Origin of the sequence: Sphingomonas sp. BLCC-B65, assembly GCF_028550675.1 — a bacterium.
Lineage (GTDB): Bacteria > Actinomycetota > Actinomycetes > Actinomycetales > Microbacteriaceae > Microbacterium.
On the sequence record NZ_JAQQGL010000001.1, the window covers coordinates 1,286,616 to 1,309,903 of the forward strand.

The 23,288-nt window shown below is 69.9% G+C and carries 20 protein-coding genes; 8 read left to right on the top strand and 12 right to left on the bottom strand.

Features of this window, described 5'->3' with window-relative positions; all coding sequences use genetic code 11:
• Positions 1-22 precede the first annotated feature (22 nt).
• The 3 genes from PP359_RS06195 to PP359_RS06205 form a co-directional block, all read right to left on the bottom strand.
• Complete coding sequence (locus PP359_RS06195; RefSeq protein WP_499250125.1) at positions 23-1,108, bottom strand: ABC transporter permease; 1,086 nt, start codon at positions 1,106-1,108, stop codon at positions 23-25.
• The gene (locus tag PP359_RS06200; protein ID WP_499250126.1) at positions 1,105-2,037 is read right to left on the bottom strand and encodes an ABC transporter ATP-binding protein; all 933 of its coding nucleotides are present in this window, start codon (positions 2,035-2,037) and stop codon (positions 1,105-1,107) included. Before PP359_RS06200 ends, PP359_RS06195 begins: the two co-directional genes overlap by 4 nt.
• Positions 2,038-2,113: 76 nt before the next feature.
• A complete protein-coding gene (locus tag PP359_RS06205; protein ID WP_499250127.1) occupies positions 2,114-3,106 on the bottom strand; it encodes a glycerophosphodiester phosphodiesterase family protein in 993 nt (330 codons plus the stop codon).
• Positions 3,107-3,258: 152 nt separating this feature from the next.
• Between PP359_RS06205 and PP359_RS06210 the strand changes: the two genes are divergently transcribed.
• The gene (locus PP359_RS06210; protein ID WP_036318290.1) at positions 3,259-4,176 is read left to right on the top strand and encodes a Bax inhibitor-1/YccA family protein; all 918 of its coding nucleotides are present in this window, start codon (positions 3,259-3,261) and stop codon (positions 4,174-4,176) included.
• Positions 4,177-4,242: 66 nt separating this feature from the next.
• Here PP359_RS06210 and guaA read toward each other — a convergent pair whose 3' ends face one another.
• From guaA to PP359_RS06230, 4 genes are read right to left on the bottom strand one after another with little or no spacing between them, the layout of a single operon-like run.
• Positions 4,243-5,826 carry a glutamine-hydrolyzing GMP synthase gene (guaA, locus tag PP359_RS06215; RefSeq protein ID WP_112932472.1) on the bottom strand — a complete coding sequence of 528 codons (1,584 nt, stop codon included), beginning with the start codon at positions 5,824-5,826 and terminating at the stop codon, positions 4,243-4,245.
• Entirely contained in the window at positions 5,823-6,293 is a 471-nt protein-coding gene (locus tag PP359_RS06220) for a DUF3817 domain-containing protein (RefSeq protein ID WP_036318291.1), read from the bottom strand. Before PP359_RS06220 ends, guaA begins: the two co-directional genes overlap by 4 nt.
• Before the next feature lie 10 nt (positions 6,294-6,303).
• On the bottom strand, positions 6,304-7,128 hold the full coding sequence (locus PP359_RS06225; protein ID WP_112932471.1) for an SURF1 family protein: 825 nt from the start codon (positions 7,126-7,128) through the stop codon (positions 6,304-6,306).
• Positions 7,125-8,246 (bottom strand): GuaB3 family IMP dehydrogenase-related protein, encoded by a 1,122-nt coding sequence (locus PP359_RS06230; RefSeq protein WP_016463524.1) that lies wholly within the window; start codon positions 8,244-8,246, stop codon positions 7,125-7,127. Before PP359_RS06230 ends, PP359_RS06225 begins: the two co-directional genes overlap by 4 nt.
• An 86-nt stretch (positions 8,247-8,332) precedes the next feature.
• Here PP359_RS06230 and PP359_RS06235 point away from each other — a divergent pair, with 86 nt between their 5' ends.
• Complete coding sequence (locus PP359_RS06235) at positions 8,333-9,445, top strand: FAD-dependent oxidoreductase (protein ID WP_499250128.1); 1,113 nt, start codon at positions 8,333-8,335, stop codon at positions 9,443-9,445.
• A gap of 21 nt (positions 9,446-9,466) precedes the next feature.
• Here the strand turns inward: PP359_RS06235 and PP359_RS06240 are convergent, their stop codons facing one another.
• Together PP359_RS06240 and guaB are read right to left on the bottom strand one after the other, a co-directional pair.
• On the bottom strand, positions 9,467-11,155 hold the full coding sequence (locus tag PP359_RS06240; RefSeq protein WP_295820660.1) for an ABC-F family ATP-binding cassette domain-containing protein: 1,689 nt from the start codon (positions 11,153-11,155) through the stop codon (positions 9,467-9,469).
• A gap of 223 nt (positions 11,156-11,378) precedes the next feature.
• Positions 11,379-12,881, bottom strand: a complete 1,503-nt coding sequence (guaB, locus tag PP359_RS06245) for an IMP dehydrogenase (RefSeq protein WP_039413362.1) — start codon at positions 12,879-12,881, stop codon at positions 11,379-11,381.
• A gap of 361 nt (positions 12,882-13,242) precedes the next feature.
• Between guaB and PP359_RS06250 the strand changes: the two genes are divergently transcribed.
• From PP359_RS06250 to PP359_RS06265, 4 genes are read left to right on the top strand one after another with little or no spacing between them, the layout of a single operon-like run.
• A complete protein-coding gene (locus tag PP359_RS06250; RefSeq protein ID WP_112932468.1) occupies positions 13,243-14,583 on the top strand; it encodes a branched-chain amino acid ABC transporter permease in 1,341 nt (446 codons plus the stop codon).
• 10 nt (positions 14,584-14,593) lie between these two features.
• Entirely contained in the window at positions 14,594-15,589 is a 996-nt protein-coding gene (locus PP359_RS06255) for a branched-chain amino acid ABC transporter permease (RefSeq protein ID WP_036322111.1), read from the top strand.
• Complete coding sequence (locus PP359_RS06260; protein ID WP_112932467.1) at positions 15,582-16,595, top strand: ABC transporter ATP-binding protein; 1,014 nt, start codon at positions 15,582-15,584, stop codon at positions 16,593-16,595. Before PP359_RS06255 ends, PP359_RS06260 begins: the two co-directional genes overlap by 8 nt.
• Positions 16,592-17,377: an ABC transporter ATP-binding protein gene (locus tag PP359_RS06265; protein WP_005050387.1), complete on the top strand. Its 786-nt coding sequence runs from the start codon at positions 16,592-16,594 to the stop codon at positions 17,375-17,377. The genes PP359_RS06260 and PP359_RS06265 overlap by 4 nt, the downstream gene beginning before the upstream one ends.
• 271 nt (positions 17,378-17,648) lie before the next feature.
• Here PP359_RS06265 and PP359_RS06270 read toward each other — a convergent pair whose 3' ends face one another.
• The 3 genes from PP359_RS06270 to groES all read right to left on the bottom strand — a co-directional run bounded on the left by PP359_RS06270 (position 17,649) and on the right by groES (position 20,524).
• A complete protein-coding gene (locus PP359_RS06270; RefSeq protein ID WP_499250129.1) occupies positions 17,649-18,983 on the bottom strand; it encodes an ABC transporter substrate-binding protein in 1,335 nt (444 codons plus the stop codon).
• Between the two features lie 170 nt (positions 18,984-19,153).
• Positions 19,154-20,086 (bottom strand): EamA family transporter RarD, encoded by a 933-nt coding sequence (gene rarD, locus PP359_RS06275; RefSeq protein ID WP_499250130.1) that lies wholly within the window; start codon positions 20,084-20,086, stop codon positions 19,154-19,156.
• 141 nt (positions 20,087-20,227) lie between these two features.
• Positions 20,228-20,524: a co-chaperone GroES gene (groES, locus tag PP359_RS06280; RefSeq protein WP_005050391.1), complete on the bottom strand. Its 297-nt coding sequence runs from the start codon at positions 20,522-20,524 to the stop codon at positions 20,228-20,230.
• A gap of 242 nt (positions 20,525-20,766) precedes the next feature.
• On the opposite strand from groES, the gene PP359_RS06285 reads away from it, so the two are divergent.
• Positions 20,767-22,059 carry an extracellular catalytic domain type 1 short-chain-length polyhydroxyalkanoate depolymerase gene (locus PP359_RS06285; RefSeq protein WP_294981693.1) on the top strand — a complete coding sequence of 431 codons (1,293 nt, stop codon included), beginning with the start codon at positions 20,767-20,769 and terminating at the stop codon, positions 22,057-22,059.
• Positions 22,060-22,082: 23 nt separating this feature from the next.
• A complete protein-coding gene (locus PP359_RS06290; protein WP_112932463.1) occupies positions 22,083-23,276 on the top strand; it encodes a class I SAM-dependent methyltransferase in 1,194 nt (397 codons plus the stop codon).
• Positions 23,277-23,288: the final 12 nt, after the last annotated feature.

The window sequence follows — 23,288 nt, forward strand, 5'->3', positions numbered from 1 at the left end:
TCATCCGAGTTCATCCGAAGGTCTAGGCGATGCGCGTTCCCGGCGGCAGCGAACGCGCCGGTGTGCGCGTACGAGCCCAGGCACCCCACAGCAGCAGGCCCGCCAGCACCACCTGGACGGCGAGGCCCACGAACCAGCTCGGCACGGTCTCGTCGATGATCTGGCGCGGGGTGGGCTGCGTCGAGTCCAGGTACGTGCCCGGCGCACAATCGTCCCAGCGCTGTTCGAGCGACGGGGGCAGCTGCGCCGACCGCACCGACAGCTTCAGCGAGCCGAAGAGGTCGTCGGGGTAGCCGTACTCGGTGAACCGTGTGGGCGTGGCGTCGCCGAGGATCACGAAGGGGTTGGCCGACAGCAGCCACCACACGTAGTCGAAGCGCGGCACACGGTAGGTGCCGGTCTGCCACGGGCCGCAGACGAACTTCTCCGGGGTGTCGCCGCAGAAGCGGGTACCGTCCTGACACAGCGGCGCTCCGTCGGGACCGGTCTCGTAGGAGCGGGTGATCGAGGTGCCTTCGCTGGAGACCGCGGCGCCGATCAGCCCGAACCCGAGCGGCGTTCCGACGGTCAGCGCGGCGACGACGAGGTAGGTCGTGGCGACCGAGAACAGCGGACGCGCGAGCAGACCCGACAGTGCCACGCCGATCGCGGCGACGACGCCGGTTTCGACCACGAGCACGACGAGCGAGACGACCACGGTGAGCGGGTCGACGCCGCCCGTGAAGGTGGCGATCACCAGGAACGGTGCCGCCACGGCGGCGAAGGCCAGCCCGGTGATCCAGCCGGCGATGAACTTGCCGAGAAGGATCTCCCCCGTCGTGACGAGCGTCACCTGCACGGGAGCGAGCGTCGCGGCATCCCGGTCGCCGTTGATGCTGTTGCCGCTGAGGGTGGGCGAGACGAGCAGCACGAGCAGCAGGGTGACGCAGACGACGACGGAATAGATCCCGGGGCCGCTCTGACCCCAGCCGCCATAGGCGAGGTAGGCCAGCGCGGTCACGCCGATGAGCAGGAGCGCGAACACGCCGAGCAGCACGTACCACGACACGGTGCGCACCCGCTGGAGCAGCTCCAGGCGGGCGATCGTCCACAGCCGCGCGGCGTTCATGAGCGCTCCCCCTCGAGGTCGAGGAACGTGTGTTCCAGAAGTCCTGTCGCCGCCGCGAACTCCGCGACCGGCAGACCCGCCCCGATGAGGGCGGCGAGGGCGGATGCCGCGTCGTCGTCGCTTGCGAACGAGACCAGCAGGTCGCGGCGGTCGATCGGGACGAGCGCGGCGTCCAGGCCCAGCGTCTGGGCGACCGGCAGCACTGCCGCCGTCGCATCACGGTCGGCGAGGCGGATGCGCCACGTGCGCAGACGCGTCGCCGCCGCCGCGACCCGCTCGCTGCTCACCGTCGCGCCGTCGACGAGGAACACCGCCTCGTCCACGACCTCCTCGAGCTCGGAGAGGATGTGGCTGGAGATGAGGATCGTGCGCCCCTCGGCGGCGAGGCGGCGCAGCAGCACGCGCAGGTCGATGCGTGCTTGCGGGTCCAGGCCCGAGGCCGGTTCGTCCAGCAGCAGCACGCGGGGATCGTGCACGAGGGCGCGCGCGAGGCCGAGGCGCTGCTTCTGTCCGCGCGACAGCACGCGTGCCGGCGCATCGGACAGCGTCCCGAGTCCCACCTCGTCGAGCAGCCGCGCGGCGCCCGCCTGGGCCGCCGCGGCGTCCAGACCGTAGAGGCGGCCGGTCATGACGAGCGTCTCGCGGGCGGTGAGGGTCGGCCACGCGCCGAGGGCGTCGGGCATCCAGCCGAGCAGCGCGCGGGCGGCGGCGGGCTCGGCGAGCGGGTCGACGCCGCCGATGCGGATCGAACCGGCATCCGGCGCGAGCAGCGAGGCCAGCATGAGCATGAGCGTGGTCTTGCCCGAGCCGTTCGGGCCGACGAGCCCGGTGACGGCACCCGCCCGCGCCTCCAACGAGACATCGCGCACGGCCTGCACGTGTCCGAACGAGCGGCGCACTCCGGTGACGACGATGCCGGGGAGGGTCATGTCCTCACCCTATGCGAGAGCTGTGTCGCAGCTGCGAAGCGCACGGTGAACACTCAGCGGCCGAACGGAGGGCCGGTCAGCCGAAGGACGCCACCCCGAGGTCGGCATGGTCGACGAAGACGCCGTCGATCCCGGCATCCCGGAGGACAGCCCACTCCGCACGGTAGTCGCCGAAGGCGGCGTCGTCATCTCCGCGGCGGAACGCGGGCGTCAGGAAGGTGTTCTCGGGACGACACGTCCAGGTGAACACGGCAAGCCCCGCCGCGTGCGCCTCGGCGACCAGCTCGGCTCCCCGCGGGGACGCGCTCAGCAGCATCGCCTTGTCGACGCTGATGCCGTCCACCTCCGGCGCCAGCCGTGCCAGCCCGGCGGCGCTGACCTGGTCGCGATACGGTGTCGCCGCCTCACCGTGGGCCGCGACGAGATCGAACGGCGCACCGTCGGCCTCGACGAGGTAGACGTACGTCGCGGGGATGCCGCGCGCACGCAGCTGTCGCAGGACGGTCAATTCGAACGACTCCACGAACAGCGGGTGCGCTCCCTCGACCCACCCCGCGTCTCGCAGCTCGGCGGCGACCAGCGCCGCGACATCGAAGCCCCGCGCCCCGAAGAAGGTGGCGTGCTTGATCTCCAGCACGATGCCGATGTCGCGCCCCTGTTCACGTGAGGCTGTCGCGACGAGATCGAGCAGGTCGCGCAACCGCAGCGGCGGTTCCATGTCATCGACGGCCGCACTGCCGGGGCGCAGGTGCGGCAGTCGCTCGCGACAGCGCAGCGTCGACAGCTCCGCCCAGGTGAAGTCCTCCGTGAACCAGCCCGTCTGCGGGACGCCATCGACCGGCTTCGTCGTGCGACGGTCCGCGAACTCCGGGCGATCGGCGACATCGGTCGTCCCCGAGATCTCGTTCTCGTGCCGGACGACGGCCACCGCATCCTTCGTGAAGACGACATCGGGCTCGACGGCATCCACTCCCATCGCCAGCGCCAGCTCATACGACGAGCGGGTGTGCTCGGGGCGGTATCCGGGGGCGCCGCGATGACCGATCACCAGGGGACGGGCACGAGCCATGGGCCCAGGCTACCGATCGAGGCCCGTCTGAGCGCCTTCACAGCAGCAGCACAGCCGGCGCCTGACGATACGGCGCAGCCGTCCGATAGCCTGTTATCCACAGCACCTCGCTGTGCACCCGACCGGTGCACCCTAGGGAGTGGAAAGAGACCATGGCCTCCGGCAACTTCGCATTCAACAACCCGGCGTTCCAAGAGCAACGCCCCGGCCTCACGCCGCCTGCCGCACCGCAGCCCGGCGCCCCGACCGCCTACGCCGCGACGTCGCACCAGGTGACGGATGCCGCGGTGAACGCCCAGCTCGAGGGCGCGTTCGCCGCCCCTGCCGCCGCGTCGCACCAGACCGGCCGCATGACCGTCGAGGACACCGTCGCCAAGACGGTGGGCCTGTTCGCGATCCTCCTCGTCACGGCCGTCATCGGCTGGGTGTGGACACTCGGCGGCGCCTTCTCGCCCACCGACGTGGCGCGCACATCGCAGATCACGATCGTGCCGTGGATCCTCGGCATGCTCGGCGGCTTCGTCCTCGCGATGGTCGTCTCCTTCACCTCCCGCAAGAAGGTCCGCCCGGCGCTGATCTTCGGCTACGCGGCCTTCGAGGGCCTGTTCGTCGGCGGCATCTCGGCCTACTTCGAGTTCATCTGGCCCGGCATCGTCATGCAGGCCACGATCGCCACCTTCGCCGTCGTCGGTGTGACTCTCGCCCTGTTCGCGAGCGGCAAGGTGCGCGCGAGCGCGCGCGCCAACAAGATCTTCCTGATCGCGATGGTCGGCTACCTGGTGTTCGGTCTCATCAACCTCGTGCTGATGTGGACGGGAATCGCGCCCGGCGCCTTCGGCCTGTACAGCGCCAAGATCGCCGGCATCCCGATCGGCCTGATCATCGGTGTGCTCGTGGTCATCATGGCCGCCTACTCGCTCGTGCAGGACTTCGACCAGATCCAGCAGGGCGTCCGCAACGGCGCGCCCCGCGAGTTCGGCTGGCTCGGCGGCTTCGGCATCATGGTGACGGTCGTCTGGCTTTACATCGAGATCCTCCGCATGATCGCGATCCTCCGCGGCAACAACTGACACACAGCGCACCCGCGCACGAAGGGCCCGTCCGGATCGCCGGACGGGCCCTTCGTCATGCGGGGATCACTCCCACTCGATGGTCCCCGGAGGCTTCGACGTGACGTCGAGCACGACCCGGTTGACCTCGCGGACCTCATTGGTGATGCGGTTGCTGATCTTGGACAGCACGTCGTAGGGCAGGCGCGTCCAGTCGGCGGTCATGGCGTCTTCGCTGGAGACCGGGCGCAGCACGATCGGATGCCCGTACGTGCGGCCGTCGCCCTGCACACCGACGGAGCGCACATCGGCCAGCAGCACGACGGGGCACTGCCAGATCTCGCCGTCGAGGCCCGCCTTCGTCAGCTCCTCGCGGGCGATGGCGTCGGCGTCACGCAGAATCTCGAGACGGTCAGCGGTGACCTCGCCCACGATGCGGATGCCGAGGCCGGGCCCCGGAAAGGGCTGACGCCCGACGATCGCTTCGGGAAGGCCGAGCTCCCGGCCGATGGCGCGCACCTCGTCCTTGAAGAGGGTGCGCAGCGGCTCGACGAGCTCGAACTGCAGATCCTCCGGAAGCCCGCCGACGTTGTGGTGGCTCTTGATGTTGGCCGTGCCGGCTCCGCCACCGGATTCGACCACGTCGGGGTAGAGCGTGCCCTGCACGAGGAAGCGGATCGGCTCGCCCTCGGCGGCTGCCTCGGCCACCAGGTCGGCCTGCACCTTCTCGAAGGCGCGGATGAACTCGCGGCCGATGATCTTGCGCTTCTGCTCGGGGTCGCTGACACCGGCCAGCGCGTTCAGGAACGTGTCGCGCGCGTCGACGGTGATCAGGCGCACGCCGGTGGAGGCGACGTAGTCGTTCTCGACCTGCTCGCGCTCGCCCTTGCGCAGCAGCCCGTGGTCGACGAACACGGCAACGAGCTGGTCTCCGACGGCCTTGTGCACGAGCGCCGTCGACACGGCCGAGTCCACCCCGCCCGACAGCGCGGACAGCACGCGACCGGTGCCGACCTGTGCGCGGATGCGATCGACCTGCTCGGCGATGACGTTGCCGCTGTTCCAGTCGGCCGCGAGACCAGCCGCCTTGTGGAGGAAGTTGACCAACACGTCCTGGCCGTAGTCGGAGTGCTTGACCTCGGGGTGCCACTGCACGCCGTAGAAGCACTTCTCGGCGTTGCCGAAGGCAGCCACCGGTGTCGCGGCGGTCGAGGCGAGCACCTCGAAGCCGGCCGGTGCCGTGGCGACCTGGTCGCCGTGGCTCATCCAGACGTTCTGCTCGGCCGGCTGACCGCCGAGGAGCACTCCGCCGTCGTTCACGACGACGGCATCCGTCGCGCCGTACTCGCGCAGGCCCGTGTTGGCGACCTCGCCGCCGAGTTGCTGGGCCATCACCTGGAAGCCGTAGCAGATGCCGAGCGTCGGCACGCCGAGCTGCAGCACGCCGGGATCGAGCGAGGGCGCCCCGGGCTCGTAGACCGACGACGGCCCACCGGACAGGATGATCGCGACGGGGTTCTTGGCCTCGACCTCGGCGGCGGTGACGGTGTGCGGCACGAGCTCGCTGTACACACCGGCCTCACGCACCCGACGCGCGATGAGCTGCGCGTACTGGGCTCCGAAATCGACGACGAGGACGGGACGCTGAGCGGTCTCGGTCTGGGTGGTCACCGGCTGCCTTCCGTGGCGGGGATCGAGGCGGAGGATTCGTCGGCTTCGCGCTGGGCGAGGTAGGCCCGCACCTCGCGCGCGACGCGCGCCTCCATGAAGAACGACAGCAGCGGCACGATGCCGCCGAGCGCGAGCACGATGAAGCGCACGAAGCCCCAGCGCATGAGGCTCCAGACGCGGAAGCACGCGAAGAGGTAGACGACGTAGAACCAGCCGTGCGCGATGAGGATGCCGGTGGAGAGGTTGATCGCTCCCCCGGTGAGGTCGGCGCCGCCGTCGAGGGCCACGGGGTGCAGCCACAGCGCTCCCCCGGACCCGCCCGCGAACAGCTCGTAGCCGAACGCGTACTTCACGATCATCTCGGCGCACAGCGACAGGAGCATCACACCCGTGATCACCGAGGCGATCTGGTAGAACCTGAGCGCCCCGCGGATCGCCGGAAAACTGGCGAGTTTGGGCTGAGGCATGCCGTCAAGTCTAGTCGGCGTGCGCGGCCGCTCCGGCGGCCTGCGCCTCCTCCAGCGCCTCGACCTCCTTCTCCCACGCGTCGCGTGCGAGCCGGTACCACATGTAGAACGCGAAGCCCGCGAAGATGGCCCATTCGACGGCGTAGAAGATGTTCAGCCAGTTGACGCTGGAGCCCTCCGCCGGTGCCGGCGAGTCGATCGCGACGAGCCCGCCCACGAGCGGTTCGCCGGCGTCGGCGACGAGGTACGAGCGGTACACCGACAGCTCCTCGGTGTCATGCCACCAGCTCAGCAGCGCGGCCGGCGACATCCGCGTCATCTCGGTGTCCGCGGCCCCGCGCGGGGGCGCGACGGGACCCTCGTCGGCGATCAGCCGACCGGTGAGCGTGAGCGCGCCGCCGGGGTCGGCGTTGAGAGTGGATGCCGCGGCATCCGCGACCGCACGGTCGGCGCTCCAGCCGACGGCGACGGCCAGGGAGGTCGGCGTCGCCGCGTCGGTGCGCAGCTGCCCGGTGACCCAGTACCCCTGCTGACCGTCGTTGAAGCGCGAGGAGACCACGAGGAAATCGCCGGGGACGAACGATCCGGCGACCTCGACACGCTGACCGACCAGCGGCTCGGGCAGGTAGGCGCCGGGCGCGGTCACGTCGGCGATCGGGCGCACCTGTTCGGTGGCGCCGGGCGCCGGCGGCGAGGTGTCGATGGCGCGGCCCAGCTGCCACTGGCCGAGCCAGGCGAACACCGCCGCGACGACGAGGGCGAACACGAGCATGCCGAGCCACCAGGGGCGCAGCATGACCTCGCGCAGCGTCGGCGGGAACGGCTCCGCGGTCATCGACCTGCCATGTAGGGCGCGACGACGACCTCGACGCGCTGGAACTCCTTGAGGTCGGAGTACCCGGTGGTGGCCATCGACTTCTTCAGCGCGCCGATGAGGTTCGCGGTGCCGTCGGCGACGGGCGCCGGGCCGTAGAGGATCTCCTCCAGCGGCGCGACCTGCCCGACCTCCACGCGCTTGCCGCGCGGCAGCTTCGGGTGGTGCGCCTCGGGGCCCCAGTGGTAGCCGCGGCCGGGCGCGTCGGTCGCGCGCGCGAGCGCGACGCCCAGCATGACGGCATCCGCGCCCATTGCCAGCGCCTTGACGATGTCGCCCGACGTGCCGACGCCACCGTCGGCGATGACGTGCACGTAGCGGCCGCCCGACTCGTCGAGGTAGTCGCGGCGTGCGCCGGCGACGTCGGCGACGGCCGTCGCCATCGGTGCATGGATGCCGAGGGTCGCACGGGTCGTCGAGGCCGCCCCGCCGCCGAAGCCGACGAGCACGCCGGCCGCGCCGGTGCGCATGAGATGCAGCGCCGCGGTGTAGGTGGAGGCGCCGCCGACGATGACGGGCACGTCGAGGTCGTAGATGAACTTCTTGAGGTTCAGCGGCGCGTCGACGCTCGAGACGTGCTCGGCCGACACCGTGGTCCCGCGGATGACGAAGAGGTCGACACCGGCGGCGACGACGGTCTCGTACAGCTCCTGCGTGCGCTGAGGCGTGAGGGATCCGGCGACCGTGACCCCCGCCTCGCGGATCTCGGCGAGGCGGTCGCGCACGAGCTCGGGCTTGATGGGCTCGGCGTACAGCTCCTGCATCCGACGGGTCGCCTCCGATGCCGGCAGAGAGGCGATCTCGGCGAGCAGCGGTTCGGGGTCGTCATAGCGGGTCCACACGCCCTCGAGGTCGAGCACGCCGAGTCCGCCGAGCTGGCCGAGCATGACGGCGGTACGCGGACTCATGACGGAGTCCATCGGCGCCCCCAGCACCGGGATCTCGAAGCCGAAGGCATCGATCGACCAGGCGGTCGAGACGTCTTCGGGGTTGCGGGTGCGCCGCGAAGGCACGACCGCGATGTCGTCGAACGCGTAGGCACGGCGGGCGCGCTTGGCGCGGCCGAGCTCGATCTCCATGGTCACCCCCTCAGCCTACTCGCGGAGCCCGCCCTCACCCTCCGGCGTCGGCGCGGCAGGATGGGAGCACCGGGAGAAGGGATGCCATGTCGGAACGCATCATCGTCGTGGGCGGCGGAGTCATGGGGTTGGCGACCGCGTGGCAGCTGGTGCGCCGCGGCGAGCGCCCGATCGTGCTGGAGCGGTTCGCCCGCGGCCACCACGAGGGCGCCTCGCACGGCGAGACCCGCAACTTCAACAATGCGTACGGCGACGCCCACTACCTCGACCTGCTCGTCCGCGCGCGCGAGGGCTGGGACGCGCTCGGCACGGTGGAGGGCGAACCGCTGCTACGACTGCACGGGCTCGTCTCGCACGGGTCGGGACTCGCGCTCGGCAGCGCGACGGCGCGCGATCTGCCGGCGATCGCGAGCGAGCTGGCTTCCCGCGGCATCCCGGCGGAGATCCTCGACGGCGCGACGGCCGGCCGGCGCTGGCCGGGGATGCGCTTCGAGGACACGGTGCTGTTCTCGCCCGACGCCGGCGTCGCCCGGGCGGCGGCGACCCTGCGAGAGCTCGAGCGCCGCATCGTCGCCGGCGGCGGCGAGGTGCGGTGGAACACGCGCGTGCGCGCGGTCGCGGCCGATGCCGACGGCGCGACCGTGGTGACGGACGCCGAGACGCTGCGCGCCGACGTGCTCGTCGTGACCGTGGGCGCCTGGACCTCGAGGCTTCTCGCCGACCTCGGCATCCCCCTCCCGCCGCTGCGGGTGACGGAGGAGACGCCGGCGCATTTCACGACGACCTCCACGGGCCCCTGGCCCTCGTTCAACCATTTCGTCGCTCCGGGCTCGCAGCCGGCGAACGTCTACGGCATGCCGACGCCCGGCGAGGGCGTGAAGGTCGGCTTCCACGGCATCGGCGACGAGGTCGATCCCGACCGGCGCCCGCACCGGCCGGTGCTCCAGCGCGAGCTGCGCGACTACGTCCGCGAGTGGTTCCCCGGCCTCGACGCCGACACCGCCGTGCCGATCTCCTGCACCTATACGACGACACCGACCGAGGCGTTCGTGCTCGACCGGGTCGGACCGGTGGTGGTGGGCGCCGGATTCTCGGGGCAGGGCTTCAAGTTCGCGCCGGGGGTGGGGGCCACCCTCGCGGATCTCGTGCTCGATGCCGACGCGCGCGCGGCCGAGCCGTTCCGTCTGCCGGGCGCCTGACCGACGACCGCGGGCGCGCCCCTATCGCGCCCGCGCCACCCGGGTCTCGTCCCAGACCGGCTCATCGGACTCGACGACCCGACCGTCCGCGCCGAAGACCAGGAAGCGATCGAAGGAACGCGCGAACCAGCGATCGTGCGTGACCGCCAGCACCGTGCCCTCGAACCGGCCGAGCGCCTCTTCGAGCGCCTCCGCCGACACGAGGTCGAGGTTGTCGGTGGGCTCGTCCAGCAGCAGCAGCGTCGCGCCCGACAGCTCCAGCAGCAGCACCTGGAAGCGCGCCTGCTGCCCGCCCGACAGGCTGTCGAAGCTCTGCTCCGCCTGACGGACCAGGCCGTAGCGGTCGAGCGCCGAGCTTGCGGCATCCCGCGGCATCCCGGATCTGCGGTCGTCGCCGCGGTGGAGGATGTCGAGGAGCGAGCGCCCGACGTACTCGGGATGGCGGTGCGTCTGGGCGAACCACCCGGGCCGCACACGGGCGCCGAGCACGGCGCGCCCGCTGTGGGCGACCGGCTCGAGCGCGACGCCGACCTCGGTGACGTGGCCGAGGAGAGCGTCGGGATCGGTGCCGCCGCGAGCCAGCAGCCGCAGGAAGTGGGACTTGCCCGACCCGTTCGAGCCGAGCACGGCGATGCGATCGCCGAACCACACCTCCAGGTCGAACGGCTTCATCAAGCCCGTCAACTCCAGCTGCTCGGCGACGACCGCGCGCTTGCCGGTGCGCGCTCCGCGCAGGCGCAGATCGAGGTTCTGCGCGGGCGGACGCTCTTCGGGCGGGCCCGCGTCTTCGAAACGACGAAGCCGAGTCTGGGCGGCACGGTAACGGGAGGCGAACTCGTCACTGGCGGCCGCCTTCGCCTTCATGTCGGCGACGAACCGCTGCAGTTTGAGGTGCTGCTCATCCCACCGGCGGCGCAGCTCGTCGAGTCGAGCCATCCGGTCTTCGCGCGCGGCGTGGTAGCCGTCGAAGCCGCCGCCGTGCACCCAGGCACTGCTGCCCGCGCCGCCCGGCTCCAACGTCACGATGCGGTCGGCGGCACGCGCCAGCAGCTCGCGGTCGTGGGACACGAGCAGCACGGTCTTCGGGGTCTCGCGCAGACGCTCTTCGAGCCAGCGCTTGCCGGGCACATCGAGGTAGTTGTCGGGCTCGTCGAGCAGCAGCACCTCGTCGGGTCCGCGCAGCAGCGCTTCGAGTGCGAGACGTTTCTGCTCGCCGCCCGAGAGGCTGGTCAGCGCTCGGAACCGGGCGCGGGCGAACGGGATGCCGAGAGCCGCGATCGTGCAGGTGTCCCAGACGGTCTCGTACTCGTAGCCGCCCGCTTCGGCGTAGTCCGCCAGAGCGCTCGCGTAGCGCATCTGCGTGTCGAGATCGTCGCGGTCGATGATGGCGGCCTCGGCATCCTCGAGCTCGCGTGCGGCGGCACCGACGCGCGCCGGGGCGACCGAGACGAGCAGATCGTGGATGGACTGCTCCGCCGTGCCGTGACCGACGAACTGGTCCATGACGCCCAGTCCGCCGTCGATCGTGACGACGCCGGACTGCGGGGCGAGCTCACCGCGGATGAGGCGCAGGAGCGTGGTCTTGCCGGCCCCGTTGGGGCCGATGAGGGCCGTCGTCTTGCCGTCGGCCACCCGGAACGTCACCTCGTCGAGAAGCGGGCGGCCGTCCGGCAGCACGAAGGAGACGGCGGCGATGTCGATGTAGCCCACAGCGGGTCCTTCCGCCCTCGCCGCGGTGCGGGCGCAGAGCCGACCAGCCTAACCGGTCGCGGCCCGCCCGCGCGAACCGGGCACGCCGGTCCGGCGCGAGCCTCGTTCACGAACCCCGCAGAATGTGACGAACTCCGCACCCGATAACGCGAATGGATGCGGAGTTCGTGCGAATCTGCGGAGTTCGTGACACCATGGATGCCGCGGATGCCGCGGACCGCGCTCAGCGCTTGTAGTTGGGCGCCTCGACGACGATCTGCACGTCGTGCGGGTGGCTCTCCTTGAGCCCGGCCGCGGTGATGCGGACGAACTTGCCGCGCGCCTTCAGCTCCTCGATGGTGCGGGCGCCGACGTAGAACATCGACTGCCGCAGGCCGCCGACGAGCTGGTAGGCCACGGCCGACACCGGGCCGCGATAGGCCACCTGACCCTCGATGCCCTCGGGGATCAGCTTGTCGTCGCTGGGGATGTCCGCTTGGAAGTAGCGGTCCTTCGAGTACGACGTCTTCTTGCCGCGGGTCTGCATCGCCCCGAGCGATCCCATGCCGCGGTAGAGCTTGAACTGCTTGCCGCCCTGGAAGACGATCTCACCCGGCGACTCGTCCGTGCCGGCCAGGAGCGATCCCAGCATGACGGTGTCGGCACCGGCGACGAGCGCCTTCGCGATGTCGCCCGAGTACTGCAGACCGCCGTCGGCGATGACCGGGATGTCGGCCTCGCGCGCCGCCTGGTAGGCCTCCCAGATCGCGGTGACCTGGGGCACGCCGACGCCCGCGACGATGCGGGTGGTGCAGATCGAACCCGGGCCGACGCCGACCTTGACGGCATCCACGCCCGCCTCGATGAGCGCCTGTGCGCCCTCCCGGGTCGCGACGTTGCCGCCGATGACGTCGATGTGCGCGAACGACTCATCCGCCTTGAGGCGACGGACCATGTCGATGACACCCTGAGACTGCCCGTTGGCGGTGTCGACGACGATGACGTCGACACCCGCGTCGCGCAGGGCCTCGGCGCGCTCCCACGCGTCGCCGAAGAAGCCGATCGCCGCACCGACGCGCAGGCGCCCCTGGTCGTCCTTCGTCGCCAGCGGGTACTTCTCGCTCTTGTCGAAGTCCTTGATCGTGATGAGGCCCGCCAGCTTGCCGTCATCGTCGATGAGCGGCAGCTTCTCGACGCGGTGCTGCGCGAACAGGGCGATGACCTCGTTGGCGCCGATGCCGACGCGACCGGTCACGAGGCCCTCGCTGGTCATGACGTCGCGAACCTTCGTCGTCTGGCGCTCGAAGCCCGAGACGAAGCGCATGTCGCGGTTGGTGATGATGCCCAGCAGTCGCCCCTCGTCGTCGACGACGGGAAGACCCGAGATGCGGTACTGGCCGCAGAGCGTGTCGACCTCTTCGATCGTCGCGTCCGGAGTGGTCGTGATCGGGTCGGTGATCATGCCCGACTCGCTGCGCTTGACCTGGTCGACCATCGCGGCCTGCTCGGCGATGGCGAGGTTGCGATGCAGGATGCCGAGTCCACCCTCGCGAGCCATGGCGATGGCCATCCGCGCCTCGCTGACGGTGTCCATCGCCGCCGACAGCAGCGGGGTGGCGACCGTGATGCGGCGGGTGACCCGCGACGACGTGTCGGCCTCGGAGGGGATGACGTCGGTGTGCCCCGGCAGCAGGAGCACGTCGTCATAGGTCAATCCGACGAAACCGAACGGGTCGTTGTGCTCCACGTGCTCTCCTGTGTCTGGCATGTGCGGCGCGCGCGGGTCGCGTGTGTATCGCGCGCGCGAAAGGCGGGTATACCGATTGTAAGTCGCGGCGACCTCCGCGCATTCCGCGGATACTCCCGGCCCGTCCGGCGCGCGGCTCGCCCCGGACATCTCGATACGTTCACGTGAACGTTTCGCCTCTTGACGCGGGGCGGCATCTGAGGGAGCGTTTCTCCACGCGACGATGCGCACCCCGACGAAGCTCCAACGACGGAGCGACGACGTTCTTGTGCGAAACACGCGCGACACATCCGGGTCGTAGCCTCGACCCACCAACGAGCGACCGTCCGGATGGCCGCCGTCGATTTCAGAGTGGAGTGCCATGCTCGTGTCCTCAGCGAGACTCGGGGTCCATCCGCGACGACGAGTCGCCCTCCTCGTCTCCCTTCTGTTCGCCGCGATCACGCTGCTGGCGGTGCTGCTGCCGGCACAGCCCGCTGCAGCCGCTGCGGCATCGTGCTCCGCCGATGCGTCCACGGCGTGCGTGCAGGGCACGATCCGCCAGAGCGACGGCTCACCCGCGGTGGGTGTGGGACTGACGATCTCCGGCCCCGGCGTCGGCGCCAGCCCGACCACGACGACCGACAGCGCCGGACGGTGGGTGTTCGCCGTCACGAAGGACGGCACCTACACGGTGAAGGTGGATGCCGCGACTCTTGTCCAGGGCCAGTACCTCGACGGCGCCGACTCGCGCGAGGTCAGCGTGACGCTGCACTCCGACGTCTCGGCGATCTTCAAGCTCTCCGACAGCCCGGACGGCGCCGCCGCCAGCGCGAGCGCGTTCGACTGGCCGCGGTTCTGGCAGCAAGCGGTGCAGGGCATCCGCCTGGGCCTGCTTCTGGCACTCGCCTCGCTGGGGCTGTCGCTCATCTTCGGCACCACCGGCCTCAGCAACTTCGCCCACGGCGAGCTCGTCACCATCGGCGGTGTGCTCGCCTGGTTCCTCACCTCCCTCACCGGCAACCTCTGGCTCGGCGGCGGCCTCGCCGTCGTCGTGATGGCGGCGCTGGGATGGGTGCAGGATGCCGCGCTGTGGAAGCCGTTGCGGCGGCGCCGGCTGAGCCTGACCCAGATGATGATCGTGTCGATCGGCCTGTCGATCGCCCTGCAGTACGTCGTGCAGCTGTGGATCGGCGCGGGAACGGTGCGCATCGACAAGTCGAACCCGGCGACGGTGACGATCCTCGGCGTCACCCTGACCATCCAGTCGTACGTCGCGATGGGAATCGCGATCGTCGCCATCGCGGCGGTCGGGCTCGGCCTGATGTACACGCGCTTCGGTCGCGCCACGCGCGCGGTCTCCGACAACCCGGCGCTGGCCTCGGCATCCGGCATCGACGTCGACAAGGTGATCCGTGGCGTGTGGATCCTCGCCTCGGGCCTCGCGGGCTTGGCCGGCGTGCTGCTCGGCCTCGTCCTCAACGGCATCGGCTGGGAGACCGGCGGACAACTGCTGCTGCTGCTGTTCGCAGCCGTCACCCTCGGCGGGCTCGGCACCGCGTTCGGCGCGTTCGCCGGTGCGATGGTCATCGGCCTCATCGTCGAACTCACGAACATCTGGCTGCCGGGCGATCTGAAGTACGCCACGGCGCTCGCACTGCTCATCGTCATCCTGCTGTTCCGGCCGCAGGGCATCTTCGGCCGCGCCGAGCGAGTCGGCTAAGGAGAGGGCCATGGACTTCTGGATCACGCTGCTGCAGCAGCTCACCGAGACCGCGATCGCGCCGATCACCGCCGCGTACGTCATCGCGGCGATCGGCCTCAACATCCACTTCGGATACACGGGGCTCATGAACATGGGGCAGGCGGGCTTCATGCTCCTCGGCGCCTACGGGTTCGCGATCACCGTCATCAACGGCGGCGGCTTCTGGTTGGGGGTTCTCGTCGCGATCGTGGCGTGTGTCGTCTTCGCCTTCGTGCTCGGCATCCCGACCCTGCGACTGCGCGGCGACTACCTCGCGATCGTCACGATCTGTGCGGCCGAGATCGTGCGCATGGTCGGACGCCTGTCCGCTCTCGCCGACGTGACCGGCGGGTCGACGGGCCTCGTCGGACCCGAATACCGCGGGGCGTTCACGAGCCTGTCGATCCTGCCTCCGGGCACCACGCAGATCCTGTGGTTCTCCTACCCCAACACCGACCCGGGGTCGGGCAACGACTGGTGGACGCGCCTGGTCGCGTGGACCCTCGTCGCCATCGCCCTGCTGTTCACCTGGCTGGCCATGCGCAGCCCGTGGGGTCGCGTGCTCAAGGGCATCCGCGAGGACGAGGACGCCGTACGCAGCCTCGGCAAGAGCTCGTACTCCTACAAGATGCAGGCGCTCATCATCGGCGGGGTGCTCGGCGGCATCGCCGGCATCCTGGTGGTGCTGCCGGCCTCCGTGCAGCCCGACGGCTTCGGCCGCCCGCTCACGTTCAACCTGTGGACGATCATGCTGCTGGGCGGCGCCGCCACGATCTTCGGCCCGCTGCTCGGATCGATCATCTTCTTCGTCGTGCGCATCGCGATCGTGCAGATCGCCGGCGAGTACATCCCGGCGTCGATCCTCAACACGCAGCAGACGCAGTGGCTGTCGTGGGTGCTGATCGGCATCGCTCTCATGCTGCTGGTGATCTTCCGACCACAGGGCATCCTCGGCAATAAGAAGGAGTTGAGCTTCAATGCCTGACCAGACCGCCGACCGCGCCGTTCCGGTCTCGCAGGAGCCCGGCGCAATCACACAGGCCATCCGCTCCACGCTGCTGAACGTCGCGGAGACGCCCGGCTCGGCCAAGCCCGATCCCATCCTCGTGGTCGACAACATCGTGCGACGCTTCGGCGGGATGACGGCCGTCGACGTCGACCACCTCGAGGTGCAGCGCGGCGCGATCACGGCGCTGATCGGCCCGAACGGCGCCGGCAAGACCACGTTCTTCAACCTCATCACCGGCTTCGACAAGCCGTCGTCGGCGAAGAAGCTCTTCGGGGGGCCTTCGCCGGCCGAGGCTGCCAAGTGGTCGTTCGACGGACGCACGCTCGGCAACACCGCGGCATCCAAGGTGGCCCGTGCCGGCATGGTGCGCACGTTCCAGCTGACGAAGGCACTGTCGCGCATGACGGTGCTCGACAACATGCTGATCGGCGCGAAGGACAACCCCGGTGAGAACCTGGCGGTCGGCCTCGTCAAGCCGCTGTGGGGCGGCGCCGAGAAGGCGAACATCGCCAAAGCCGAGGAGCTGCTGCAGCGCTTCAAGCTCGACACCAAGCGCGACGACATGGCCGGAAGCCTCTCCGGCGGGCAGAAGAAGCTTCTCGAGATGGCTCGGGCCTTGATGAGCGATCCGAAGATGATCATGCTCGACGAGCCCATGGCCGGGGTCAACCCCGCGCTGACGCAGAGCCTGCTCGAGCACATCCAGGCGCTGCGCAACGACGGGACGACCGTGCTGTTCGTCGAGCACGACATGCACATGGTGCGCCACATCTCCGACTGGGTGGTCGTCATGGCCCAGGGCGAGGTCGTCGCCGAGGGCGATCCGGAGCGCGTCATGAAGAACCCGGCCGTGATCGACGCCTACTTGGGCGCGTATCACGACACCGATCTCGGCGACGATGCCGCCGTGAACACGGGCCTCATCACCCAGATCGAGGCCGAGGTCGAAGCCGAGGCCGAGCAGGAGGACGACCACAAATGAGCATGCCATCCGCCGCGGCTGCGCCCGAGGCACCGACGGCGACGCCGGTCGTCAAGGCCGACAGCCTCGTCGCCGGCTACCTGCCGGGCGTCAACATCCTCAACGACTGCACCCTGGAGGCGTTTCCTGGCGAGCTCGTCGGAATCATCGGCCCCAACGGCGCCGGCAAGTCGACGCTGCTGAAGGCCCTCTTCGGCCTCGTCAACGTCCGCTCCGGCGCCGTGACGCTGGAGGGCGAGGACATCACCAACCAGAAGGCCAACCAGCTGGTGCAGGCAGGGATCGGCTTCGTTCCCCAGACGAACAACGTCTTTCCCTCCCTGACGATCGAGGAGAACATGCAGATGGGCATGTTCTTGCGACCCAAGGAGTTCCAGAGCCGCGTCGCCGAGATCTGGGAGCTCTTTCCCGTGCTGGGCGAGCGTCGCAAGCAGCGCGCCGGATCGCTCTCCGGCGGCGAGCGCCAGTCGGTCGCCATGGCGCGCGCCCTCATGATGAAGCCGAAGGTGCTGCTGCTGGACGAGCCCAGCGCGGGCCTGTCCCCCGTTCGCCAGGACGAGACGTTCATCCGCACGCGGGAGATCAACAAGACCGGTGTGACCATCATCATGGTGGAGCAGAACGCCCGTCGCTGCCTGCAGATCTGCGACCGCGCGTACGTCCTCGACCAGGGCCGCAACGCCTACGAGGGCGCGGGACGCGAACTCGCGAAAGACCCGAAGGTCATCGAGCTGTACCTCGGCACGCTCGCCGCGGATGTCGAGGCGTCGCACTCGGACTGACCGCTCAGGGACAGAAGGGGCCTCGCCGTGTCGGCGAGGCCCCTTCTGCGTGCGCGGCGCGCGCGGCGCGGTGCTGGATACGGAGATGCGCAACGGATGCGGACGCCGAACGGCGCGGCATCCGCATCCGTTGACCGCATCCGCATCTGTTGACGGCGCTGGCGACGGGAGAACGGATGCCGCGGCGAGCGTATTCACCCGCCGGCTGCGCGCCGAGACACGAAGAAGGGGCGGATGCCGCGGCATCCGCCCCTTCCGTCGTGCGCAGGTGTCAGTTCACGGAGCCCTGGATGGACTTCTGGAAGACGGGAGTGTTGTTCGCGTCGAACTTGTAGATGCCGATGTAGGCGCTCGACGGGTCGTTCTGGGAGTTGAACGGACCGATGCCCGCCTTACCCGTGTAGGTGATGTCCTTGCCGCTCTTGATGAGCGCGAGGCACGAGGCGTAGTCGGAGCACTTCTCACCGTTGGTGGTGCCCGAGACCGCGGCGAGGTTCGCCTGGATCGTCGGACCGTCGGTGCCCTTGCCCTTCTCGGCGGCCAGTGCCGCGAGCACGATGGCGTCGTAGGACTCGGGAGCGTACGAGAAGTCCTTCAGGTCGGCGTTCGCGGTCTTCTTGTAGAAGTCCACGAGGCGCTGCTTGAACTCGGGGTCGGGCTGGGCGCCGGGGATGGTGCCCTGGGCGCCGGTGAGCGTGCCCGCCTCGAAGTCCTTGCTGTAGTCGGCCGTGTTGCCGTCGACGAGGTAGGTCTTCGACAGGTCGAAGCCCTGAGCCTTGAGCTCGGGGACGATCTGCTTGGTCTCGTCGAAGGCGAGGATCACGATCGCGTCGGGCTTGGCCGCCAGAGCCGCCGACACCTCGGACGAGAACGTCTTCTGACCGGGAGCGAACTCCTGACCCTTGCCCTTGGCGCCGTAGACGACTTCGCCGCCCGCCTTCGTGACGGTCTCTTCGACGACATCGCGCAGGCCGGTGCCGTAGGCGTCGTTGAAGACGATGAAGGCGACCTTCTGCACGCCGTCACCGATGACGAGGTTGCCCAGCGCCGAGCCCTGCACCGTGTCCGGCGGGGCGGTGCGGAAGTAGTAGCTGGAGTAGCCGGAGAGCTCGGTCGCGGTGTTCGCGGGCGAGATCTGCACCTTGCACTTCGAGACGATGGTGTCGACGAAGTTGAGGCTGACGCTCGAGGACTCGGCACCGAGCACGACCTGCGCGTCGGAGGAGGCGATCTGCGCAGCCGAGGCGGTGGAGACCGACAGGTCGGACGAGGCGCCGGAGTCGGTGATCGGGCCGACCTTGATCGGCTGACCGAGCACGCCGCCGGCGGCGTCGATGTCTTCGACGGCGAGGCCGTAGCCGGCCTCGGCGGGCGGGTTGAGGTAGGCCAGCGAACCGGTCTGCGGCAGGATCGTCGCGAGAGTGAACGGTCCGGTCGAGGGCGTGCCGGGCGTGCAGGCGGCGGCAGGGTCCGCCGACCCCGTCGAGGTTGCCGTGGGAGCCGACGTGGTGCCGCCTCCGCCCGAGCTGGAGCACCCTGCGAGGGCGAGCGACGCGGCGCCCGCGAGCGCAAACGCGGCGATGAGCGCCTTGTTGCGATGAACCATGGGTTCTTCCCTTTCTTCGATGACATCGCGCGGCGCACGGGCTCCGCGGTCTGGCTTGAACGCTAAACCTGCTGTGTCACCAGGATGTTTCGCGCACGCATCGAAGAGAAGCACCGCGACGCAATCGTTATGAACGTCGCGCGGGCGCCGCTCACGTCGTCGAGACGTTCTCAGACCAGATCGGCGACGTCCGAGACGTTTCGGGCCCGCCGCGACGACACCACGGAATCGACGCTCAGCACGACCAGCGCGACCCACACCAGCGCGAACCCGATCCAGCGTTCGAGCGGCATCGGCTCGTGCAGGATCCACGCGCCGGTGATGAACTGCAGGATGGGGGCGACGAACTGCAGCAAGCCGATCACGGTGAGCGGTGCCCGTCGCGCACCCGCGGCGAACAGCAGCAGCGGAACAGCGGTGACGACGCCGGCAAGGGTGACGAGAACGGTGTGCCCGGCGCCCTGGGTGCCGAAGACGAGGCCGGTGGTGGCGGCGACCACGACCAGCTGGATGAGGGCGATCGGGGTGAGCCAGAGAGATTCCAGGGTGAGGCCGCTGATCGCATCGACCCGAGGACCGATCTGCTTCTTCACGAGACCGTAGGTGCCGAAGCTCGCCGCCAGGGTCAGCGCGATCCAGGGGAAGGATCCGTAGGCGACGATGATGACGATCACGGCCAGGCCCGCGAACCCGATCGCGATCCACTGCGCCAGCCGCAGACGCTCCTTCAGCACGATCACGCCCAGCAGCACGGTCACGATCGGGTTGATGAAGTACCCGAGGCTCCCCTCGATGACGTGCCCGGTGAGGATGCCGATCAGGAACACCTGCCAGTTCACGTAGATCAGCAGGCCCGCGATGATCGTCCAGAACACGAGCCGTCGATCACGCAGGATCGCGATGAGCTTGCCCCACGTGCGGGTGAGCGTCAGCAGGATCGCGCAGAACGCGAGGGAGAAGAGAATGCGCCAGACGACGATCTCCCACGGCCTGATGGGCGCCAGCAGCAGGAAGTAGAGGGGCATGAATCCCCAGAGGAAGTACGCCGCGAAGGCGGAGATCTCCCCGCGCCGCTCTTCACGTGCGGTCTCGGCGGGTGTCATGAGAGAAAGCCTACGACGGTCGTGACATGTTCGGACCGACGGATGCCGAGGCATCCTGCCGTTGGTCGTCGTTCCTCCGCCAATCCGCGTTAACGACGATGGCCCCCGGGCTACCCCGGGGGCCATCGTCGTGTGCGATCGTCAGCGGACGACGACCGCCAGAACGTCGCGGGCCGACAGGACGAGGAACTCGTCGCCGCCGAACTTCACCTCGGTGCCGCCGTACTTGCTGTAGATGACGCGGTCACCGACGGCGACGTCGAGCGGCACGCGGTTGCCGTTGTCGTCGATGCGGCCGGGGCCCACGGCCACGACCTCGCCCTCCTGGGGCTTCTCCTTGGCGGTGTCAGGGATGACGAGGCCACTGGACGTGACCTGCTCAGCCTCGACCTGCTTGATGACGATGCGGTCCTCGAGCGGCTTGATGGAAACCGACACGGTCTACCTCTTTCTTGCTGGGCGTGATGCTTCAAGACTCGTTAGCACCCACAGGGGTGGAGTGCTAACAGAAGTCTAGAGCGCGGCTGGCACTCGTGCAACGCGAGTGCCAACTCTGCGAGACCGCCACCCCCCCTGTTACATGAATCATGTTTCACTTACCATCGGACCTGCGCTCCCACGACCGGGACGACCGGGCAACGGTGCCCGGACGATGGCGGGAGCGGGATCGGAGTCGACCGATGACCACCCCCGACCTCACGACGGATCACCCCGCTCATCGGCGGCGACGCGCGCTGGCCGCGGCCCTGACGGCGGCGGCCCTGGCTGTCGGCGCCCTCCTGGCCGCACCGGCCGCGAGCCCCGCTGCGGCGGCGACGGGGTCGTGGACGACCGAGTCGATCGCGGGCATGAGCGTGCGGCTCTACACGCCGGCGAGCGCCGCGACCCTGGGCAACGGCCGCGCGCTGATGATCAGCCTGCACGGGTGCGTGCAGACGGCGTCGACCCTGCAGACCGCCGGCAACTGGGTCGCGACGGCGGAGCAGTACGGCATGGTCGTCGCCCTTCCCGACGCCCCGGGCGGGGGTGTGGTGCTCGGATGCTGGGACTACTACGACGGCAACCATTCGCGCACCGCACCCGCCCGCCATGACGACAACCTGTTGGCGCTGGTGTCGGCGCTCACCGGCCGCGCGGCGCTCGGCATCGACCCGGCGCAGGTGTACCTCTCGGGCCTGTCCTCCGGCGGCGGCGAGACCATGGTGATGGGGTGCCTCGCCCCCGACGTGTTCGCCGGCATCGGCATCAATGCCGGACCGACCGTCGGCACGACGTCGGGACAGATCGGCAGCGTCGCCGTCTCGCAGGCTCAGGGCACGGCCACGTGCCGCACCTTCGCCGGCTCGGCATCCGCATCGTTCTCGAGCCAGCTCACCTCGGTGATCTACGGATCGAATGACACCACGGTCGCGACGGGCTACAACACTCTCAACGCGCAGATCATGGCCGGCATCTACGGCGCCGGGTCGTCGTCGACGTTCTCGCTGGCGGGGCTGGCCGGCACCAACACGGCGGGGTCGGGCACGATGTACGCGGATGCCGCGGGTCCGCGCGTCTCGCTCATCCAGAACACCGGCCTCGGTCACAACTGGCCGGCCGGCGGCGGGCCGGGCGGCTCGTACGTCTCGACCAACAGCATCGACTACCCCGCGTACGTGACCGGCTTCTTCTTCGCGCACAACCGGCGGGTCGACCGCGCGGCGACACCGAGTCCGACGCCGACGCCCACGCCGACGCCGACGGCCACGCCGACCGCGAGCCCCAGCCCGACGCCGACCGCACCGGGCGCGACGTGCGTGAGCGCGACCAATGCCGCCCACAAGGCCGCGGGCCGGGCGACCAGCTACGGCGTCAATCCCTACAACCCGTATTACGCGGTGGGCAGCCTGGACTACCTGGGGCAGGGGGATGCGACCGTGACGAGTCTGCAGCAGACGTCGGCATCGCGCTGGACGAAGGTGAGCGGGTGCTGAGCCGCCCCGCATAGGCTGGCGGGATGGAACGCGCCGAGCTCACCGCCCTGCTCACCCCCGAGGGGCTGCGGCTGGCCGATGAGCTCGGTGCCATCGACTCCGCCGACGAGGTGGCGCGCACCGTGTCACGGCTGCGGGCGCAGGGGCTGTCGCCCGAGCTCGTCTCGGCCGCCGTCGGCCAGGCGCGGCTGCGGACGCGGGCGCGCGCGAAGTTCGGGGCGTTCGCCGACCGCATGCTGTTCACGCGGGCGGGTCTCGAACAGGCCACACGGCTGTCGGTGGGCGCCCGCCACGCGGGCCGGTTCCGCGACGCCGGAGTGCACCGCGTCGCCGACCTCGGCTGCGGCATCGGCGGGGATGCGCTCGCGTTCGCCGGGATCGGCCTCGACGTGCTCGCGGTCGACGCCGACGAGACCACGGCCGCCCTGGCCGCGTACAACCTCGCCCCGTTCGGCGAGTCCGCGACCGTGCGCCATGCCCGCGCCGAGGAGGTCGCCCTCGACGGCGTCGAGGCGGTGTGGCTCGATCCGGCCCGACGCACGGCCGGCCATACCGAAACGGTGCGGGTCGCCGCGGGCGACTGGTCGCCGCCGCTGGAATGGGTCTTCGCGCTGGCGCAGCGGATGCCCGCGGGCATCAAACTCGGACCGGCCTTCGACCGGGCACAGATCCCCGCGGATGCGGAGGCGCAGTGGATCAGCGTCGACGGGTCGACGATCGAGCTCGTGGTCTGGACCGGAACGCTCGCTCGCGACGGTGTTCGCCGCTCGGCCCTCGTCGTCCGCTCCGACAGCGCCGCCGAGCTGACCGCTGCGTCCGATGCCGAGGATGCCGAGACACGGCCGCTCGGCGCCTTCGTCCACGAGCCGGAGGGCGCTGTCATCCGTGCGCGCCTCATCGGCGAGGTGGCTCGCCGCCTCGACGCCGGAATGCTCGCCCCCGGCATCGCCTACCTGACCTCCGATGCCGAGATCACGAGCCCCTTCGTGCAGTCCTTCCGCATCCTGGAGGAGCTGCCCTCGGATGTGAAGGCGCTCCGGCGCGCCCTGCGCGAGCGGGAGATCGGAACGCTGGAGATCAAGAAGCGCGGCGTCGACGTCGACCCCGCCATCCTTCGCACCCAGCTGAAGCTGACCGGTCCGCGCGCCGCGACGCTCATCCTCACGCGTGCGGGGACCTCACGCGTCGCGCTGCTCGCCGAGCGCGTCACCCGCTGACGCCGATCGCGC

What these genes read in the sequence shown, in the direction of transcription:
- PP359_RS06195 (WP_499250125.1), bottom strand. Translation starts at nt 1,108, where the DNA reads ATGAACGCCGCGCGGCTGTGGACGATCGCCCGCCTGGAGCTGCTCCAG.
- PP359_RS06200 (WP_499250126.1), bottom strand. Translation starts at nt 2,037, where the DNA reads ATGACCCTCCCCGGCATCGTCGTCACCGGAGTGCGCCGCTCGTTCGGA.
- PP359_RS06205 (WP_499250127.1), bottom strand. Translation starts at nt 3,106, where the DNA reads ATGGCTCGTGCCCGTCCCCTGGTGATCGGTCATCGCGGCGCCCCCGGA.
- PP359_RS06210 (WP_036318290.1), top strand. Translation starts at nt 3,259, where the DNA reads ATGGCCTCCGGCAACTTCGCATTCAACAACCCGGCGTTCCAAGAGCAA.
- PP359_RS06220 (WP_036318291.1), bottom strand. Translation starts at nt 6,293, where the DNA reads ATGCCTCAGCCCAAACTCGCCAGTTTTCCGGCGATCCGCGGGGCGCTC.
- PP359_RS06225 (WP_112932471.1), bottom strand. Translation starts at nt 7,128, where the DNA reads ATGACCGCGGAGCCGTTCCCGCCGACGCTGCGCGAGGTCATGCTGCGC.
- PP359_RS06230 (WP_016463524.1), bottom strand. Translation starts at nt 8,246, where the DNA reads ATGGAGATCGAGCTCGGCCGCGCCAAGCGCGCCCGCCGTGCCTACGCG.
- PP359_RS06235 (WP_499250128.1), top strand. Translation starts at nt 8,333, where the DNA reads ATGTCGGAACGCATCATCGTCGTGGGCGGCGGAGTCATGGGGTTGGCG.
- PP359_RS06250 (WP_112932468.1), top strand. Translation starts at nt 13,243, where the DNA reads ATGCTCGTGTCCTCAGCGAGACTCGGGGTCCATCCGCGACGACGAGTC.
- PP359_RS06255 (WP_036322111.1), top strand. Translation starts at nt 14,594, where the DNA reads ATGGACTTCTGGATCACGCTGCTGCAGCAGCTCACCGAGACCGCGATC.
- PP359_RS06260 (WP_112932467.1), top strand. Translation starts at nt 15,582, where the DNA reads ATGCCTGACCAGACCGCCGACCGCGCCGTTCCGGTCTCGCAGGAGCCC.
- PP359_RS06265 (WP_005050387.1), top strand. Translation starts at nt 16,592, where the DNA reads ATGAGCATGCCATCCGCCGCGGCTGCGCCCGAGGCACCGACGGCGACG.
- PP359_RS06270 (WP_499250129.1), bottom strand. Translation starts at nt 18,983, where the DNA reads ATGGTTCATCGCAACAAGGCGCTCATCGCCGCGTTTGCGCTCGCGGGC.
- rarD (WP_499250130.1), bottom strand. Translation starts at nt 20,086, where the DNA reads ATGACACCCGCCGAGACCGCACGTGAAGAGCGGCGCGGGGAGATCTCC.
- PP359_RS06285 (WP_294981693.1), top strand. Translation starts at nt 20,767, where the DNA reads ATGACCACCCCCGACCTCACGACGGATCACCCCGCTCATCGGCGGCGA.
- PP359_RS06290 (WP_112932463.1), top strand. Translation starts at nt 22,083, where the DNA reads ATGGAACGCGCCGAGCTCACCGCCCTGCTCACCCCCGAGGGGCTGCGG.